General features: G+C 62.8%; 16 protein-coding genes and 1 pseudogene. 9 read left to right on the top strand and 8 right to left on the bottom strand.

The window, feature by feature from the left end; genetic code table 11:
* The first annotated feature begins 89 nt into the window (after positions 1 to 89).
* Entirely contained in the window at positions 90 to 305 is a 216-nt protein-coding gene (locus RX328_RS24905) for a hypothetical protein (protein WP_213255098.1), read from the top strand.
* A 3-nt stretch (positions 306 to 308) separates the two neighbouring features.
* Here RX328_RS24905 and tgt read toward each other — a convergent pair whose 3' ends face one another.
* Positions 309 to 1,457 carry a tRNA guanosine(34) transglycosylase Tgt gene (gene tgt / locus RX328_RS24900; RefSeq protein WP_213255100.1) on the bottom strand — a complete coding sequence of 383 codons (1,149 nt, stop codon included), beginning with the start codon at positions 1,455 to 1,457 and terminating at the stop codon, positions 309 to 311.
* Positions 1,458 to 1,663: 206 nt separating this feature from the next.
* On the opposite strand from tgt, the gene RX328_RS24895 reads away from it, so the two are divergent.
* The gene (locus tag RX328_RS24895; RefSeq protein ID WP_213255103.1) at positions 1,664 to 2,842 is read left to right on the top strand and encodes a patatin-like phospholipase family protein; all 1,179 of its coding nucleotides are present in this window, start codon (positions 1,664 to 1,666) and stop codon (positions 2,840 to 2,842) included.
* Positions 2,843 to 2,951: 109 nt separating this feature from the next.
* On the opposite strand, the pseudogene RX328_RS24890 reads toward RX328_RS24895, so the two are convergent.
* Positions 2,952 to 3,667 (bottom strand): annotated as a pseudogene (locus RX328_RS24890) (IS5 family transposase).
* A gap of 258 nt (positions 3,668 to 3,925) precedes the next feature.
* Here RX328_RS24890 and RX328_RS24885 point away from each other — a divergent pair.
* The 5 genes from RX328_RS24885 (at position 3,926) to RX328_RS24865 (ending at position 8,190) form a co-directional block, all read left to right on the top strand.
* Complete coding sequence (locus tag RX328_RS24885; RefSeq protein WP_213256535.1) at positions 3,926 to 4,666, top strand: TetR/AcrR family transcriptional regulator; 741 nt, start codon at positions 3,926 to 3,928, stop codon at positions 4,664 to 4,666.
* A 311-nt stretch (positions 4,667 to 4,977) separates the two neighbouring features.
* Positions 4,978 to 5,538, top strand: coding sequence for a PepSY domain-containing protein (locus RX328_RS24880; protein ID WP_312018145.1), 561 nt, complete (start codon positions 4,978 to 4,980; stop codon positions 5,536 to 5,538).
* A gap of 226 nt (positions 5,539 to 5,764) precedes the next feature.
* Positions 5,765 to 6,814 carry an aspartate-semialdehyde dehydrogenase gene (locus RX328_RS24875; RefSeq protein WP_213256539.1) on the top strand — a complete coding sequence of 350 codons (1,050 nt, stop codon included), beginning with the start codon at positions 5,765 to 5,767 and terminating at the stop codon, positions 6,812 to 6,814.
* A gap of 59 nt (positions 6,815 to 6,873) precedes the next feature.
* Positions 6,874 to 7,389 (top strand): tautomerase family protein, encoded by a 516-nt coding sequence (locus RX328_RS24870; RefSeq protein ID WP_249727229.1) that lies wholly within the window; start codon positions 6,874 to 6,876, stop codon positions 7,387 to 7,389.
* A 330-nt stretch (positions 7,390 to 7,719) separates the two neighbouring features.
* Entirely contained in the window at positions 7,720 to 8,190 is a 471-nt protein-coding gene (locus RX328_RS24865; protein WP_213256541.1) for an SgcJ/EcaC family oxidoreductase, read from the top strand.
* A gap of 107 nt (positions 8,191 to 8,297) precedes the next feature.
* On the opposite strand, the gene RX328_RS24860 is transcribed toward RX328_RS24865, so the two are convergent.
* From RX328_RS24860 to coaD, 6 genes are all read right to left on the bottom strand, one after another.
* Positions 8,298 to 9,608 carry a PQQ-dependent sugar dehydrogenase gene (locus RX328_RS24860; RefSeq protein WP_213256574.1) on the bottom strand — a complete coding sequence of 437 codons (1,311 nt, stop codon included), beginning with the start codon at positions 9,606 to 9,608 and terminating at the stop codon, positions 8,298 to 8,300.
* Positions 9,609 to 9,787: 179 nt separating this feature from the next.
* Complete coding sequence (gene queA / locus RX328_RS24855) at positions 9,788 to 10,864, bottom strand: tRNA preQ1(34) S-adenosylmethionine ribosyltransferase-isomerase QueA (RefSeq protein ID WP_213256543.1); 1,077 nt, start codon at positions 10,862 to 10,864, stop codon at positions 9,788 to 9,790.
* Positions 10,865 to 11,012: 148 nt separating this feature from the next.
* Complete coding sequence (locus RX328_RS24850; protein ID WP_213256545.1) at positions 11,013 to 11,477, bottom strand: peptidylprolyl isomerase; 465 nt, start codon at positions 11,475 to 11,477, stop codon at positions 11,013 to 11,015.
* Complete coding sequence (locus RX328_RS24845) at positions 11,453 to 11,893, bottom strand: hypothetical protein (RefSeq protein ID WP_213256547.1); 441 nt, start codon at positions 11,891 to 11,893, stop codon at positions 11,453 to 11,455. Before RX328_RS24845 ends, RX328_RS24850 begins: the two co-directional genes overlap by 25 nt.
* A gap of 4 nt (positions 11,894 to 11,897) precedes the next feature.
* Positions 11,898 to 12,440, bottom strand: coding sequence for a peptidylprolyl isomerase (locus RX328_RS24840; RefSeq protein WP_213256549.1), 543 nt, complete (start codon positions 12,438 to 12,440; stop codon positions 11,898 to 11,900).
* A 44-nt stretch (positions 12,441 to 12,484) separates the two neighbouring features.
* On the bottom strand, positions 12,485 to 12,982 hold the full coding sequence (coaD, locus tag RX328_RS24835) for a pantetheine-phosphate adenylyltransferase (RefSeq protein WP_213256551.1): 498 nt from the start codon (positions 12,980 to 12,982) through the stop codon (positions 12,485 to 12,487).
* Positions 12,983 to 13,255: 273 nt separating this feature from the next.
* Between coaD and RX328_RS24830 the strand changes: the two genes are divergently transcribed.
* Together RX328_RS24830 and pcaB are read left to right on the top strand one after the other, a co-directional pair.
* Entirely contained in the window at positions 13,256 to 13,513 is a 258-nt protein-coding gene (locus tag RX328_RS24830; protein ID WP_213256553.1) for a hypothetical protein, read from the top strand.
* Positions 13,514 to 13,743: 230 nt separating this feature from the next.
* Positions 13,744 to 15,081 (top strand): 3-carboxy-cis,cis-muconate cycloisomerase, encoded by a 1,338-nt coding sequence (gene pcaB / locus RX328_RS24825; protein WP_213256554.1) that lies wholly within the window; start codon positions 13,744 to 13,746, stop codon positions 15,079 to 15,081.
* Positions 15,082 to 15,279 lie beyond the last annotated feature (198 nt).

Genomic DNA, 15,279 nt, shown 5'->3' with positions numbered 1-15,279 from the left:
AACGCATTTGTGTTGCCACATCGTCAAAGATTTTGGTGTATACTTTCGTAGTGAGCTGAGCCTGAGGTTCAGATCGCTAGGAGGTCACGATGCCAGCTATTGCTGAAATCCGGTCGACCGTGCCGCTTGGACCAGATCCGCGTGGATGTGATCTGCCGACGTGCCCTGTGTGTGCCGACACAATGGTGGCTGCGGAGGCTTCAGCCTACCTCAACGACAACGTGATCAGCTATCTCTGGACATGCGACACCTGCGGTTACGGTTTTGTGACCAAGCATTCGGTCAAGAGGTTCGCCTGCAACTGAGATTTATCTCGGAGCTATGTCACCGCGCGCCCAACCGGCGCGCGTTTGCTTTTGGAACGTCTCGAACGTTCCGCTCGCGATCGCGTCGCGCATGCCCCGCATCAGGTGTTGGTAGTAGGCCACGTTGATCTCTGATAGCAGCATCGCGCCGAGCGTCTCTCCTGACCTCACCAGATGATGCAAATAGGCGCGCGAGATGTTGCGCGCCGACGGCCATTCGCTTTCCTCGTCGAGCGGCCGCGGATCGTCGGCGTGGCGGGCGTTGCGCAGGTTGATCTGCCCGAAGCGGGTGAACGCCATGCCATGGCGCCCGTTCCTTGTCGGCATCACGCAATCGAACATGTCAATGCCGCGCGCCACCGCTTCCAGCAGATCCTCGGGCGTGCCGACACCCATCAAATAGCGGGGACGATCCGCAGGCAGCGCCGGCGCGGTTTCGTCAATCATCGCAAGCATCACCGACTGCGGCTCACCCACTGCAAGCCCGCCGATCGCGTAGCCGTGGAAACCTATGTCGACCGACTCGCGCGCGCTGATGTGGCGCATCTCGGGAATGTCGCCGCCCTGCACGATGCCGAACAGCATGTAGCCTTCTGGCGCGCTCTCGAACGCCCGCTTGCTGCGCTCCGCCCAGCGCAACGATAACCGCATCGCGCGCTCGATGTCCGTAATGCTGTGGTTACTGCGGTCCGGCGAAAGCCGCACGCACTCATCCATCTGCATGGCGATGTCGGACCCAAGCAGCCGCTGCACCTCGATCGAACGCTCCGGCGACAGCTCGACCTTGGCGCCGTCGATATGCGAGCGAAACGTCACGGCCTTTTCGCTTACCTTGCGCAGGTCCGATAGCGACATCACCTGGAAGCCGCCGGAATCTGTCAGCATCGGCCCGTTCCACCCAGTGAAGGCTTGCAAGCCTCCGAGCGCCGCGATCCGCTCGGCGCCCGGCCGCAGCATCAAATGATAGGTGTTGCCGAGCACGATATCGGCGCCGGCATCGCGTACCTCGCGCCAGTGCATGCCCTTCATCGCCCCCGCCGTGCCCACCGGCATGAAGGCTGGCGTGTGCACCACACCGTGCGGCGTGGTCAGGCGGCCGGTGCGGGCTGCGCCATTGGTCGCGAGCAATTCGAAATGATTGGGAAGACTCATGGCGCTGCTTATTACGTGCCGGGAACGGCCAATCAACCGCCCTGTGCGCGTTCCGAGCAGTCTGTGCCCCACGCCGGACACAATTGAGCCGCCGTGCCTTCAGCCCTGGCTTGTTAAATAAAACGACACCGTATAGTTTTATAAATAGGGGACGCCGCGGGCGATGAGGCCGGCGGCGGCAAGTGCGTGTACGGTGACTGACGCGAATGTCCTCCATCTCTTTCCTGACTGGATCAATCCTCTCCGACGGCCGGATCAGGAGGGCAGCCTCACGCCTGCTCAGGTCAGCCGTCTTGTTGTGCAGCCTCGCGCTAGCCGCCTGCACCTCCCTGCCGCGGACGCCCTACAGCGCTGCGGATGCCTCTGGCTCCCGCGTGCTCGATATCGACGGCCTGCGGCGCTACACCGACGAACCCGTCACAAAATTCCGTTTCGAGAAAGACGATCTCTCCTCAACCAGGACCTATCTCGCGCTCTCCGGCGGCGGCGCCGATGGCGCCTATGGCGTGGGCGTGTTGAACGGCTGGACCGCAGCCGGCACCCGCCCGACCTTCTCGGTCGTCTCAGGCGTAAGCACCGGCGGGCTGATTGCGCCTTTCGCGTTTCTCGGGTCCCAATATGATGACACGTTGAGCGAGGTCTACACCAGCGGCATAGCGGAGAGCCTGCTCGCTGATCCCAGCATCATTCGCGTGCTGTTCGGATCCGGCCTGTTCGGCAATACGCGACTGCGCGAGCTGGTAGCCCGCTATGTCGGGCCGGAGATCCTGGCCGCCGTTGCACGCGAAAATGCCAAGGGCCGAAAACTGCTCGTGGTTACGACGGATCTCGACACCCAGCGCACGGTCGTTTGGGACATGGGGAAAATCGCCGCGGTCGGTTCGCCCGAGGCGCTGCGCCTGTTTCGCGACGTGATGGCGGCCTCCGCCAGCATTCCCCTGGTCTTCCCGCCCATCCTGATCGAAGCCGAAGGCCAGGGCCGGCGCTTTGAGGAGATGCATGTCGACGGCGGCGTGACCGCTCCGGTCCTGACGCTGCCGGATGCCCTGCTCTTCCAGGGACGTCTGCCTGGAAACAGCCGGATGAACATCTACATCCTCGTCAACAAGAAGCTCGAACGAACTTTCGAGCTCGTGTCCAACAGCACGATCGATGTCGCCTCTCGCAGCCTGTCGTCGATCACCCAATCCCAGACACGCTCGGTCATCTTCTCGACCTACGATTTCGCCAAGCGCAATCGGTGGGGCTTCCATCTGTCCTATATTGAGCGTGACTATCCGGCGTCGCCCTCAGAGGGATTCGATACCGCCTATATGCGCGCCCTTTATTGGTATGGCTATGAGAAGGCTGCATCGGGCCGCGCCTGGACCTCGACGCTTCCATGAGCCGCTTTAGGAGCGGAACGAGGACCTGCCTATAGCGTTTTCGCGCGAAGTGGAGACCGGTTCGCGTGAAGAAAACGCGTCAAAACAAGACTCTAGGTGGTGTGGACACTTACCGCATCCATAAGATGATGGCTGCGAGAGTGACGACGGCACGGTAGTTTCGGGCAGTCTTTTCGAAGCGGGTTGCGACGCGGCGGAATTGCTTGAGTTTTGAGAAGCAGCATTCCACGAGATGGCGCTGGGCATAGAGATGCTTGTCGAGCGGATATTTGAGCGCGCGTGACGGATTGTTAGGGATGACGGCGAGCGCGCCTTTGGCAGCGATGGCCTGGCGCAAGTGATCGGCGTCATAGGCCGTATCGGCCATGACGACTTCGGCGGCCAATCCCTCGATCAATGCGGCGGCTTGCGGTGCATCGCCCTTCTGACCTGCGGTAAGGATGAACCGCACGGGACATCCCAAGCCTCGAACGGCCAGATGTATCTTGGTGCTCAGGCCACCGCGCGAGCGGCCGAGCGCCTGATCTTCAGACCCCCTTTTTTGGCCCCGGCAGCGTGCTGGTGGGCTCGGACGATGGTGGAGTCGACGATCAGATATTCGAAATCCGGATCATCGGACATCGCCTCAAAGATGCGCCACCAAACACCCTTGACGCTCCATCTACTGAAGCGACGGAATACACTGTTCCATTCCCCGAACGCTTCCGGAAGATCACGCCAGGGAGAGCCCGTACGCACGATCCACAGCACACCTTCCACAAACATCCGATTGTCGCGGCCCGTCGAACCCTTCTGGTCAGGTCGGCCGATGATCAGCGGCGCCATCCGCTCCCACGCCGCGTCGCTCAAAACCAACCGGTCCATCACACCCAAGGCTGCCTCCCCAAAAGCAGCCTTGAATCTGATTTGCTCCTAAAAAGGAATCCTTAGAGTCCACACCACCTAGAGCTTCGGTTCTGATTCAATCAGAACCGAAAATGCTCTAGACCGTTGGCGATATGGCCAATTCGGCCAGATTCGCGATGACGCCCCTGTTACTGCGCGTTATAGAACAATGACGAGTATGCGCAGGAATCGATGGGCATGGGATTGACTGCGACCAAGGCCAGACCGGCAAGACGAGACGTCCCGAAGTCGCGCGGCGGCCGGCCGACGAAGAGCGCCGCCATCGAGCGCGATCAGCGGCTGATCGAAGTCGCCACCCGCCTTTTCTTGGACCGGGGCTACGATGCCACCTCGCTTGATGCGGTCGCGGAAGCAGCCCGGGTCAGCAAGCCCACCGTCTATTCGCGCTATGGCGACAAGCGCGGACTGTTTGCGGAGGTACTGAGGCGCGAGATTGCGCGCTGGCTTGCTCCGCTTGCTGAAGCGGCGGAGGGGCAGCTCACGCGTTCCTCGGAGATTTCGGTCGAGCAGCGCCTGATAGAGGTCGGGCGCGAGATGCTGACGTTCACTTGCGGACCCGATGCCGTCGCGTTCAGCCGCATGATGACGTCACAGGCCATCAACTTTCCCGATATTGCCCAACTTGGCAAGGAAGAGGGCTGGTTGAAGGCGGTTTCCACGACTGCGCGCTTCTTTGATCATTTGGTCGCACAAGGCGCCATGGACGTCGAGGATACCGGCATCGCCGCTGAGGTCTTTCTCGACATGGTCGTCGGTCACGCGCACCGGATGGCAACGTTCGGAACGCCGCTGGAGATGAAATCCGCGGAGAAGCGCATGCGCTCGGCGATCAGGCTGTTCCTGGCCGGTGCGCTTGGGCCACCGAGCCGATTTCAGTCCACCCCCAAAGGAACCATTCGGCGGCGCCCTTCCCGCTGACAATTCCGTGAGAACGGCGTTTCACGTGCGTTACGCCATAACGGCATCGTTGACAAAACAAAACGATACGGTATGGTTTTGTTGCAAGCGAAGTGCGGTTTCCGCTTTCAGTGGTCCCAGCGGGGCGCGCCGCTTCGATCGTCGCAAACGACGGTACTTGCGACGTTCCGCGGCCGACCCGTATGCCTCCAAAGGGTCGGCCGCGCTTTCTTCGAGACGATCCGGCCCAACGCCGGCAGAGACAGCCTCATGATGGAGACTGCGCAATGCATGCGCCGAGATCTTGGAGACAGTTGCTTGCAGCAATCCTGGTGGCGATCATCCTCCCTGCTCCGATCTATGCCACCGCGTCGCCGACCGGTGGACCAGCCTCGCTTCGCAATGAGACCGAGGATGGCGCCGCGTCCGACCAGCAGGCGGTCAGCCGCGAGCTCGCGCTTTTCCGCGGGTCGGCGGTCTCGCTGACCCAGGCGATGGCCATCGCGGAAGCCCTGCATGCCGGCGCGACGACCGCCGATGTCAGCTTCGACGGTGCCCCGGATTCACCGGTCTACCGCGTCAAAACCCTTCACAACGACCGCATCTGGCACCACGCCATCGACGCGACGACTGGCAAGATCGTCGGCGGCGAAGCCGCACTGCCCCTGAAGGAGTTCGACGCCGAGGACCGCAGCAACCTCGTTGCACTCAAGACAATCCGGCAGCGCCTGGCAGATGCCGTTCGCGTTGCCGAGCACGCGGCGTCGGGCAAGGCTATCAGCGGCGGGTTGATCCGCGAACGCGGCCGGCTGAGTTTCGCGATCGTCGTCATGAGTGGCAACGACCTGAAAGAGGTGATCCTCGAGCCTCCTGGCGCCGCAAGGCGGCGATAACGGGGCTCGTCTGCCCCTGTTGCAGCCCGGATGAGGCCAAAACCCGTTGACGGCGGCCCCGAGCTGCCGCATAAGTCCGGGCCATGACGACTTCGACCAAAGCGACCACGAAAACCAAAGCACCCTCCGGGGGCTCGGGAGCCGTGCGCGCGTAGTCGAACGATCGCATTATCTGAACCGAAGCCCCGCCTGAAAGGACCGGGGCTTTTTTATTGCCCGCAAACACATGCTTAACCCAGAGGACAGACCCGTGAGCTATCAACCCGTTGTTGCCATCGTCGGCGTAACCGGCGCGGTCGGCGCCGAATTCATCGCCACCATGGACAGGCGCGCTTTTCCGGTCGGCAAGCTCAAGGCGCTGGCGAGCGCCCGCTCGGCCGGCAAGACCATCGATTTCCGCGGCGAGAAGATCGTCATCGAGGAGCTCACTGAAAAGTCCTTCGAGGGCGTCGACATCGCGCTGTTCTCGGCCGGCGGCAGCATCTCGCGCAAGTTCGCACCCGCCGCCGTGAAGGCCGGCGCGGTCGTGGTCGACAATTCCTCGGCGTTCCGGATGGACCCGAACGTGCCGCTGGTGATCCCCGAGATCAACGCGGACCGCATCCGCGATCACAAGGGCATCATCGCCAATCCGAATTGCTCGGCGATAACAGCGCTGGTGCCGCTGTGGCCGATCCACCGCCAGAACCGCATCAAGCGCATAATCGTCTCGACCTACCAGGCGGCGAGCGGCGCAGGTGCGGCCGCAATGGAAGAGCTCGTGGAGTCGACTCGCGCCTATCTCGACGGCCGGCCGTTCACGCCAAAGGTGATCCCGCTGCCTTATGCGTTCAACGTCTTCAGCCACAACACGGCAATCGATCCCGAGACCGGCTACAACGGCGAAGAGACCAAAGTGATCAAGGAGACCCGCAAGATCTTCGAGGATGATCAGATCGCGATCGGCGTCACTTGTGTGCGCGTGCCGGTGCTGCGCGCCCATTGCGAGGCGATCACCTTCGAATGCGAAAAGCCGATCACCGAGGATGAAGTGCGCGCGATCCTGTCGAAGGCGCCGGGCGTTCGAATCGTGGATGATCGGGCGAAGAACTATTTCCCGATGCCGATCGATGCGTCGGGCCAGGACGACGTTTTGGTCGGCCGCATCCGCAAGGATCTGAGCGACGCCAGCGGCCACTCGATCTCGATGTTCGTGTCGGCCGACCAGCTCCTGAAGGGTGCGGCGCTCAACGCGATCCAGATCGCGGAATTGCTGCCGCAGCGCGCGATAGCGTGAGAATTTGGCGGGCAACGGCGCTCTTGCGCCGTGCCCGCCATCGAGCACTCGGGCTCGCGATGGTGCGCACGCGGAGCTTGTCGGGCGCGCATTCGCGCGACCCGGTGGCTTTGTCCACCCTGCGCAGCAACAGCGAGCGACATCGACACGCTGTTTCGGCGCCAACACGAACTCTGGGAAAGGTCACCATGCCAAGCACGCGGATCACGACAGGAAGCTGGGCGAGAGGCCGTGAGGCCAGCGTTCTTGAAGCCGTTCAGAATGCTCTCCTCTCTGCGCTGAAAATCCCCGATTACGACCGCGATATCGTGCTGGACCTGTATGATGCGAATAGAAGGATTATTCCTACCGGGCGATCCGAGCGGTACACGCGCATCGAAGTCGTGCTGTTTTCCGGGCGATCTCTCGATGCCAAGAGGTCGCTCTATCAGGCGGTGGTTGCCAATCTGCATGATCTCGGAGTCCCCGCGACTGAAATCAAGATCGTTCTGATCGAGGCTTCTCCCGAAGACTGGGGCCTGCGCGGCGGCCAACCTGCTTCCGAGATCGATCTTGGATTCCGCATCGACGTCTGACCACCGCCCGCGCCACGTAGGCATCGCTGGTCACTTCGGAAGCGCAAGCCACTACGCACCTCTCAATCAGTGCCCATCTTGATCCAATGGGACATCGACCTTTTTTGCTCTCCGGTAAGTCAACCGCTCTGACTTATGGTTCGCCGGTCGCGGATGATGTAGTTTCACTCATGTGAGGTCACGAAACACCGTCAAGCCAGGTTGGGACAGTTCAAGTTCAATTTATGAGCCCAGGTGACATCGATTACCTGACGCCAAACCACGCAAGTCTAATCGCTCGCATTGCAAGAGGCCGTCTCATATCTGGCCGTATTCGCAAGGAAGTGCGTCATGCGATCATTAACAAGAGCAGCTAGTGCAGCGCTTGCCCTGTGCATGGTGCTGCTATCATTTGGCTCCAGCGCTTTGGTCGAACCGAAAACGGAGGTAGCGGCAGCGGCCTCGGCATGGGGGCAAGCTATTGGCGGAGGCGATCCCGAAAAAGTCTTGACGCTCTATGCGGACGACGCCGTGCTCTGGGGCACGCTGTCGCCGACCGTGCGTTCCGATCGGGCGGCGCTACAAGATTATTTCGTGAACGCCTTCAAGGTTCTGCCCGGCCTGAAGGTCGCCTTCGGCGATCAATTGGTCCGCGTGTACGGGAATGCGGCGATCAACACTGGCTACTACACGTTCTCCTATGTCAGGGATGGCGAGGCGAAGACCTTGCCCGCGCGTTACAGTTTCACTTACGTCAAGAACGGCGAGCGTTGGCTGATCGTCGACCACCATTCCTCGGCCATGCCCTCAACACCGAAATAGCTCACCAGCTTTCAATTGGTGATATCGGTAGGAACTCCGCTGCAGCCGGGTCGCGGCTCGTCTGGATTGATCCTGAGCCGCGGTCGCAGCCCACGAGCCGAGCCGGCTCAGCCCCGTCGATCGCCCGTCACGCGCCAGATGACATTGCCGACATCGTCAGCCACCAGCAGCGAACGGTCGGGACCAAGCGTCACGCCGACTGGCCGCCCGTACGAGACATTCTCATCCGGTGCGAGAAACCCCGTCAGAATATCCCGTGCCGGACCGGATGGCCGGCCGTTCTCGAACGGCACGAACACGACGGCGTAGCCGCTCAGCGTGCTGCGATTCCAGGAGCCGTGCTGGCCGATCACCATGCCGTCAGGAAAACCGGGCAGCGTGCCTGCCGGCATCCAGCACAGACCGAGCGAGGCGGTGTGGCCGCCGAGCGCATAGTCCGGCGTGATTGCCTTGGCGACCATTGCCGGATCCTGCGGCACCCGATCGTCTACCGTCTGTCCCCAGTAGCAATAGGGCCAGCCGTAGAAGCCGCCGTCGCGGACCGAGGTCAGATAGTCCGGCGGCGTTTCGTCACCCAGCCCATCGCGCTCGTTGACCACGGTCCAGAGCACGCCCGTGTTGGGCTCCCAGGCGAGACCCACAGCGTTGCGCAGCCCGCTGGCAAATATGCGGTTCGTGCCCCGCGCAAGATCGAGCTCATAGATCGCGGCGCGGCCCTCCTCCACTTCCATGCCGCTTTCGGCGATGTTGCTGAGCGAGCCGACGCCGGCATAGAGTTTTTTGCCATCCGCGCTCGGCAGCAGGCTCCGCGTCCAATGACCGCCGGGCTTGAACGCGACGAGTTTCCGTCCCTCGGCGGTGATGCGGTCCGCGCCCGCGACATAGGGAAAGGCGACCACGCCGTCGGTGTTGCCGACGTAGAAGGTGTCGCCCACCAGTGCCATGCCGAACGGCTGGCTCAGTCCCTCCATGAAGATCCCGCGCCCCTCCGCAACGCCATCGCCGTCGCGATCGCGCAACAGCGTGATGCGGTTGGCGCTGATACCGAGCGCCGCGGCGCGCCGCATCGTCGCCTGCATCGCATAATGAAACACGGTTCTGATCGGGCCGGGGATCTGCGTCGCCTCGGCTATGAGCACGTCGCCATTGGGCAGCACGTTGATCCAGCGCGGATGGTCCAGGCCCGTCGCAAACGCGTTGACCTTGAGCCCTGGCGCTGCGGTCGGCTTCTGCCCGTCGCTCCAGCCCTGCGCTGTCGGCATCTTGAGCGTCGGGATCGCGCCTTGCGGCTTCGCCGCCGGAATTGCCGGCGTGTTCCCCCAGGCCGGTTTAGGCGCGGATCCCTGCAGGCGGCGCCACAGCAGCGCAGCGGCGCCGATCAGAGCGACTATTCGCGCAAAAATGCCGGAGAAGTTCATGTAAGCCCCTGTTGTTCCGCGCATCGATGCGCCGAGAGACGGTAGTTATACGATCTTGGCGACATCAGCCGAATCAAAGAGACAGGCGTTTGCGCTTTATTGTCAAAGCGCTTCCTCCCTGAACCTTTGCCCGCCCAATTGGCGGGCCTCTTTTTCGAGCGAGGACGCCTGGCCTTGCCTCAGTCCCGCGAGCGAAACAACAGGCAGGCATCGCCGTAGGAATAGAAACGGTAGCCGGCTGCGATCGCGTGCGCATAGGCGCGCTTCATCGTGTCGAGACCGGAGAAAGCCGACACCAGCATGAACAGCGTCGAGCGCGGCAGGTGGAAATTGGTCATGAGGATATCGACCGCGCGAAAGCGATAGCCCGGCGTGATGAAGATCGAGGTCTCGCCGTCGAACGGCTGAACCGTGCCGTCTTCGGCCGTGGCGCTCTCCAATAGCCGTAGCGACGTGGTGCCGACAGCTATGATGCGCCCGCCCTGGGCGCGGGCGGCGTTCAGCGCGGCGGCGGTATCGGCCGAGATCGATCCCCATTCGGCGTGCATCCTGTGCTCGGAGGTCTCCTCCACCTTCACCGGCAGGAAGGTCCCTGCCCCGACATGCAGCGTTATCCGATGCAATTCGACGCCGTGGCGGCGTAGCGCCGTCTCGAGCTCAGGCGTGAAATGCAGTCCCGCCGTCGGCGCCGCGACCGCTCCCTCGTTTGCGGCGAACATCGTCTGATAGTCGGCCGCATCGCGATCGTCAGGCGTGCGTTTGGAGGCGATATAGGGCGGCAGCGGCGGCGTGCCGAGATCGGCGATGGCTTGGTCGAGCGCCGGACCGTGAAACGAAAACGACAGCGTGATTTCGCCCTCTTCGCCCTTGGCCTCGACCTCGGCGTCGAGATGGCCGAGCAGGCAGACCTTGCCCTCGTTGCCGAAGCGAACGACGTCGCCGGGCGCGAGCTTCTTCGCCGGCTTGACCAGCGCGCGCCAGCGCGAGCCGTCCAGCCGCTTGATCAACGTCGCCTCGATCTTCGGCTCGGTCTCGCGGCCGATGCGGCGGCCCTTGAGCTGCGCGGAAATTACTTTGGTGTCGTTGACGACGAGCTGGTCGCCCGGCTCCAGCCATTGCGGCAGCTCGGCGACGGTTCGGTCGCGCAGCACGCCGTCCGGCTGCACCACCAGCATGCGCGCAGCATCGCGCGGGCTCGCAGGCCGCAGCGCGATGCTGGTCGCAGGAAGTTCGAAATCGAAGAGATCGGTGCGCATGGCCTAAGCCGTCATCGCCCGCCTTGTGCGCAATTGCGCACTGGGGCAGGGCGATCCAGTACTCACAGACCTCTCTTATAGCGAAGGCTGGCGAGTACTGGATGCCCCGCTTTCGCGGAGCATGACATTGGAGTTTGTTTCTCGCAGCTCAAGCCGCGTCCACTGCCATCCGCGCTTTGACGATCTTGTCCGGGTTCTGCACCGGCTCGCCGCGCTTAATCTTGTCGACATTTTCCATGCCGGACGTCACCTTGCCCCAGACCGTGTACTGGCCGTTGAGGAAGGAGGCGTCATCGAAGCAGATGAAGAACTGGCTGTCGCCGGAATCCGGGCTCGCGGCACGGGCCATCGAGGCGGTGCCGCGCACATGCGGTTCCTTGTTGAACTCGGCCTTCAGCTTCTTGCCGGAGCCGCCGGTGCCGGTGCCGTGCGGGCAACCGGTCTGCGCCATGAAGCCTTCGATGACGCGATGGAACACGATGCCGTCATAAAATCCTTCGCGCACCAGTTCCTTGATCCGGGCGACATGGCCCGGCGCCAGATCGGGGCGCATTTCGATGGTGACGGGGCCCTGGGTGGTTTCAAGGATCAAAGTATTTTCTGTATCAGCCATGCTCTTGTCTCTTCTGGTTTGGGTGGACGTTTGCGGGTTCTGAAAGTGACCGCGAAAGGCCGGCCGGCGACCGCACCGCCGAGTCCCTCGGTAAATGGCAACGGCGTGCAGCGTTGCAATGTCTCCATGACGGCAGTTCGGTAGGCAACCCGGTCGTTATCGTTGGCGCGTTCCGACTCGTAGGTGATCCTGGGTTGCCCCAGAATGGCGCCCTCGCGGTTGAAGCTGACGACGACCGTGATGTCCATCGGGTTGGCGCGCGAGTAAGGCGGCGGCCGCCAGCAGGAATACAGTTTGGCAAAGACATCCTTGATGGTGTTGAGTTGCTGCGGCTGAGCCTGCGCATGCGCACCCAATGCGAGCCACGCGAGAGCAGCGGCAAACCAGACGAATGGCTTGCTGCGGCCCGCCGTCATGGCCTCACTTGATGTCGGATGCGACTTGCACCTTCACCATCTTGTCAGGGTCGACGACCGGCTCGCCGCGCTTGATCTTGTCGACCACATCCATGCCCGACACGACTTCGCCGATCACGGTGTACTTGCCGTTCAGCGATGCGCCTTCGGCGAACATGATGAAGAACTGCGAATTGGCCGAGTTGGGATCGCTGGTTCGCGCCATGCCGACGATGCCGCGCTTGTACGGCACGTTGGAGAACTCGGCCGGCAGGTTCGGATGTTTCGATCCGCCGGTGCCGTTAAAATTCTTGCCGTCGCCGGTCTGCGCCATGAATCCCTCGATCACGCGATGGAACGGCACGTTGTTGTAGTAACCCTCACGCGCCAAGAGCTTGATGCGCTCGGCATGCTGGGGCGCAATGTCGTTCCGCAGCTTGATCACGATGCGGCCCTTGGTGGTGTCGATTACGATCGCATTTGCCTTGTCGAGATTGGCAGGGAGCGGCTGCGCGATCGCGGGGGCCACAAGGAACAGCGCGGCGAGAACGGCGAGAATTCGGATCATGAAAGCTCCGGTCATATGGAAACAGGACAGCGCGTAAGAGCGCGTTAACCCGCGAATTTGGCCTTCAGCCTCGCGGCAATCTGGGGCGGCACGAAGGCGGAGAAGTCGCCACCCATGCCGGCGATCTGGCGCACCAGCGTGGCGGTGATCGGGCGGACCGCGGGTGACGCCGGGACGAAAACGGTGTGCACCTCTGGCGCCATCACCTCGTTCATGCCGGCAAGCTGCATTTCGTAGTCCATGTCGGTTCCGTCGCGCAGGCCACGAATCATGATGGTCGCGCCGACCTGCCGCGCCGCAGCTACGGTGAGGTTGTCGTAGGTGGTACAGTCGAAAGCGCAGCCGGCCTTTTGCGCAATCGGCTCACATACCGCCCGAACCATCTCTAGCCGCTCCTCGGTCGAAAACAGCGGCTTTTTGCCGGAATGGACGCCAATGGCGACAACCAGCCGGTCGCACAGCGTCACGGCGTGCCGCAGCACGTCCAGATGGCCGTTGGTGATGGGATCGAATGAACCGGGATAGAGCGCAATACGGGACATAGGTCCCTCCTACCCCGCCCCGGGCGGCCCGGCAAGCGGGGCCAGGTTCCCGCTGAGCCGGCTTTTTACCTCGAGTCGGCCAATGAACCAATCCCGAGGCCCCCTGCGTCTCGGGCGGGCCGGTAGTGTTTCGTCCGCCAATGAACGACGAAACAAAACTCGGCCCTGACGAAACCATTTTCCGCGCCCGCGAAGACGGCCGGAAACTTGCTCTGTCTTACAAGTCCTCCCAACGAAACGACGGGCCGCGAAGGCCCATGACAGGGGACCGTCATGATCAAGGCTTTTTCCGCCATCGCTGCTGCCGCGTTCATTGCTGCCGCGCTCACTGTATTGCCCGGCTTTGCCCCCCAGGTCGAAGCCAGCGTGCCGCAGGCGCTTGCCAAGGGTGACCGCCTGGATATCCGCACCGTCGGCAAGGATTGCTCGCAGCAGGCCTGGCCGAATTTCGAGGCTTCGTGTCTGCGCGCCGCCGGCTCCAAGGCCGTGGTGAGGAAAGCCCGCCTGGTGACTGCCGACCGCACTCCGTAACGGCGCAATTTTCGTTCCGCTTAACCTCCAAGGAACGCTGTAGTGGCGAGTAGGGATGCCCCCTGCTCGCCATTGGCGTTCTGGAGGCTTGGATTGCGCGAAATTCTCCTGCCTGCCTCAAACGCGCGAGCACGAGTTCGAAGTCTTCGCGGCCGCGCTTGACGGATTTGTACATATCAATCAGATGGCCGGGCATTTGACAGGGAGGAAACAAGCGGGTGGCCAGCACGATGTTCGACAGCGCCCTCTATCGCGACGTTTTCTCGACGCCGGCCATGCGGGCGGTGTTTTCCGACGAGGCCCAGCTCAAGGCCTATGTGCAGGCCGAGGTGGCGCTTGCCACCGCGCAAGGCGAGACCGGCGTGATTCCGCGAGAGGCGGCCGAGGCGATCGCGCGTCAGGCGCCGGCGATCGCGCTCGATATCGAACAGTTGAAGCGCGACACCGAGAATGTCGGCTACCCCATCGTCGGCCTGGTCCGCCAGCTATCGGAGCGGCTGGGCGACGCCGGCCGCTATCTGCATTGGGGGGCGACCACCCAGGACATCATGGATACGGCGACCGTGCTGCAACTGCGCGAAGCGGTCGCGCTGATCGAAACCCAGCTCACCGAGGTCATGGCAACGCTCGCCAACCTCGCCCGCCTCCACCGCGATACACCGATGGCCGGCCGAACCCATCTGCAGCAGGCCCTGCCGATCACGTTCGGACACAAGGCAGCGATCTGGCTCTCGGCGCTGCAGCGCTCGGCCGACCGGCTCGCGCAGGCCAAGCCCCGCGCGCTTCAGGCGCAGCTCGGTGGGGCGGCGGGAACGCTGGCTTCGCTCGGCGAGCGCGGACTGGATGTGCGTGCGGCTTACGCGCGCGTGCTCGGCCTCGCCGAACCTGACATCACCTGGCATGTCGCCCGCGAAGGGCTGGTCGAACTGGTGCAGACGCTGGCCGTGATCTGCGGCGCGCTCGGCAAGATCGGCTACGACGTCATGATCCTGATGGCGACCGAGATCGGCGAGGTGTTCGAGCCCTTCTCCTCGCATCGCGGCGCATCCTCGACCATGCCGCAGAAGCGCAACCCGATCTCCTCGGAAATTCTGCTGGCGAACGCAAAGGCATCGCGCGACACCGCTTCGCTGATGCTGGACGCCATGGTTCAGGATCTCGAGCGCGCCACCGGGCCCTGGCACTGCGAATGGCTCGCCCTGCCCCAGATTTGTCTGCTGACGGCCGGGTCGCTGGCGCAGGCGCAATTCATGCTGTCCGGCCTGATCATCGAGCCCGCGGCGATGAAGAAAAATCTCGATTCCACGCGCGGGCTGATCGTCGCCGAAGCGGTTATGATGGGGCTTGCGCCCGCACTCGGTCGCCAGTTGGCGCATGACGAGGTCTATGCCGCCTGCCGCGACGCGTTCGACCGTGGCGACGCGCTGCTCGATGCCTTGCTGCGGCGCCCGGCCATCGCATCCGCCCTGCCGCGCGATCGGCTCGCCGCCTTGTGCGAACCGTCAAACTATCTCGGCACAGCGGGAGCGATGGTGGACCGCGTGCTGGCGCGTCAGCGCCAGCGATAAGCACGATCAATAAACATCCGGGAGGATCGATTCATGGCGACCCGCGCCAGCCAGGCTTTCCGGTCTGGCTCGGATTCCTGAACCCAGTGGGGGTGCCCCAGCTCGATCATAGACCGAGAGGGACCCCCCAGAGGTTGGACCTTCAAGCTTGAAGAAGGTCGCGAGATAGAACACGGCAGCCAAAACGACGGGGATACC

This window comes from Bradyrhizobium sp. sBnM-33, assembly GCF_032917945.1.
Classification (GTDB): Bacteria; Pseudomonadota; Alphaproteobacteria; order Rhizobiales; family Xanthobacteraceae; genus Bradyrhizobium.
The sequence above is the reverse complement of the archived record's forward strand: the minus strand, read 5'-3'. Positions and strand labels throughout refer to the sequence as shown.

Coding starts and splice junctions, on each gene's coding strand:
- RX328_RS24905 (WP_213255098.1), top strand. CDS start 90: ATGCCAGCTATTGCTGAAATCCGGTCGACCGTGCCGCTTGGACCAGAT.
- tgt (WP_213255100.1), bottom strand. CDS start 1,457: ATGAGTCTTCCCAATCATTTCGAATTGCTCGCGACCAATGGCGCAGCC.
- RX328_RS24875 (WP_213256539.1), top strand. CDS start 5,765: ATGCTTAACCCAGAGGACAGACCCGTGAGCTATCAACCCGTTGTTGCC.
- RX328_RS24830 (WP_213256553.1), top strand. CDS start 13,256: ATGATCAAGGCTTTTTCCGCCATCGCTGCTGCCGCGTTCATTGCTGCC.
- coaD (WP_213256551.1), bottom strand. CDS start 12,982: ATGTCCCGTATTGCGCTCTATCCCGGTTCATTCGATCCCATCACCAAC.
- RX328_RS24850 (WP_213256545.1), bottom strand. CDS start 11,477: ATGGCTGATACAGAAAATACTTTGATCCTTGAAACCACCCAGGGCCCC.
- RX328_RS24865 (WP_213256541.1), top strand. CDS start 7,720: ATGCGATCATTAACAAGAGCAGCTAGTGCAGCGCTTGCCCTGTGCATG.
- pcaB (WP_213256554.1), top strand. CDS start 13,744: ATGTTCGACAGCGCCCTCTATCGCGACGTTTTCTCGACGCCGGCCATG.
- RX328_RS24895 (WP_213255103.1), top strand. CDS start 1,664: ATGTCCTCCATCTCTTTCCTGACTGGATCAATCCTCTCCGACGGCCGG.
- RX328_RS24845 (WP_213256547.1), bottom strand. CDS start 11,893: ATGACGGCGGGCCGCAGCAAGCCATTCGTCTGGTTTGCCGCTGCTCTC.
- RX328_RS24870 (WP_249727229.1), top strand. CDS start 6,874: ATGGTGCGCACGCGGAGCTTGTCGGGCGCGCATTCGCGCGACCCGGTG.
- queA (WP_213256543.1), bottom strand. CDS start 10,864: ATGCGCACCGATCTCTTCGATTTCGAACTTCCTGCGACCAGCATCGCG.
- RX328_RS24860 (WP_213256574.1), bottom strand. CDS start 9,608: ATGAACTTCTCCGGCATTTTTGCGCGAATAGTCGCTCTGATCGGCGCC.
- RX328_RS24840 (WP_213256549.1), bottom strand. CDS start 12,440: ATGATCCGAATTCTCGCCGTTCTCGCCGCGCTGTTCCTTGTGGCCCCC.
- RX328_RS24885 (WP_213256535.1), top strand. CDS start 3,926: ATGGGATTGACTGCGACCAAGGCCAGACCGGCAAGACGAGACGTCCCG.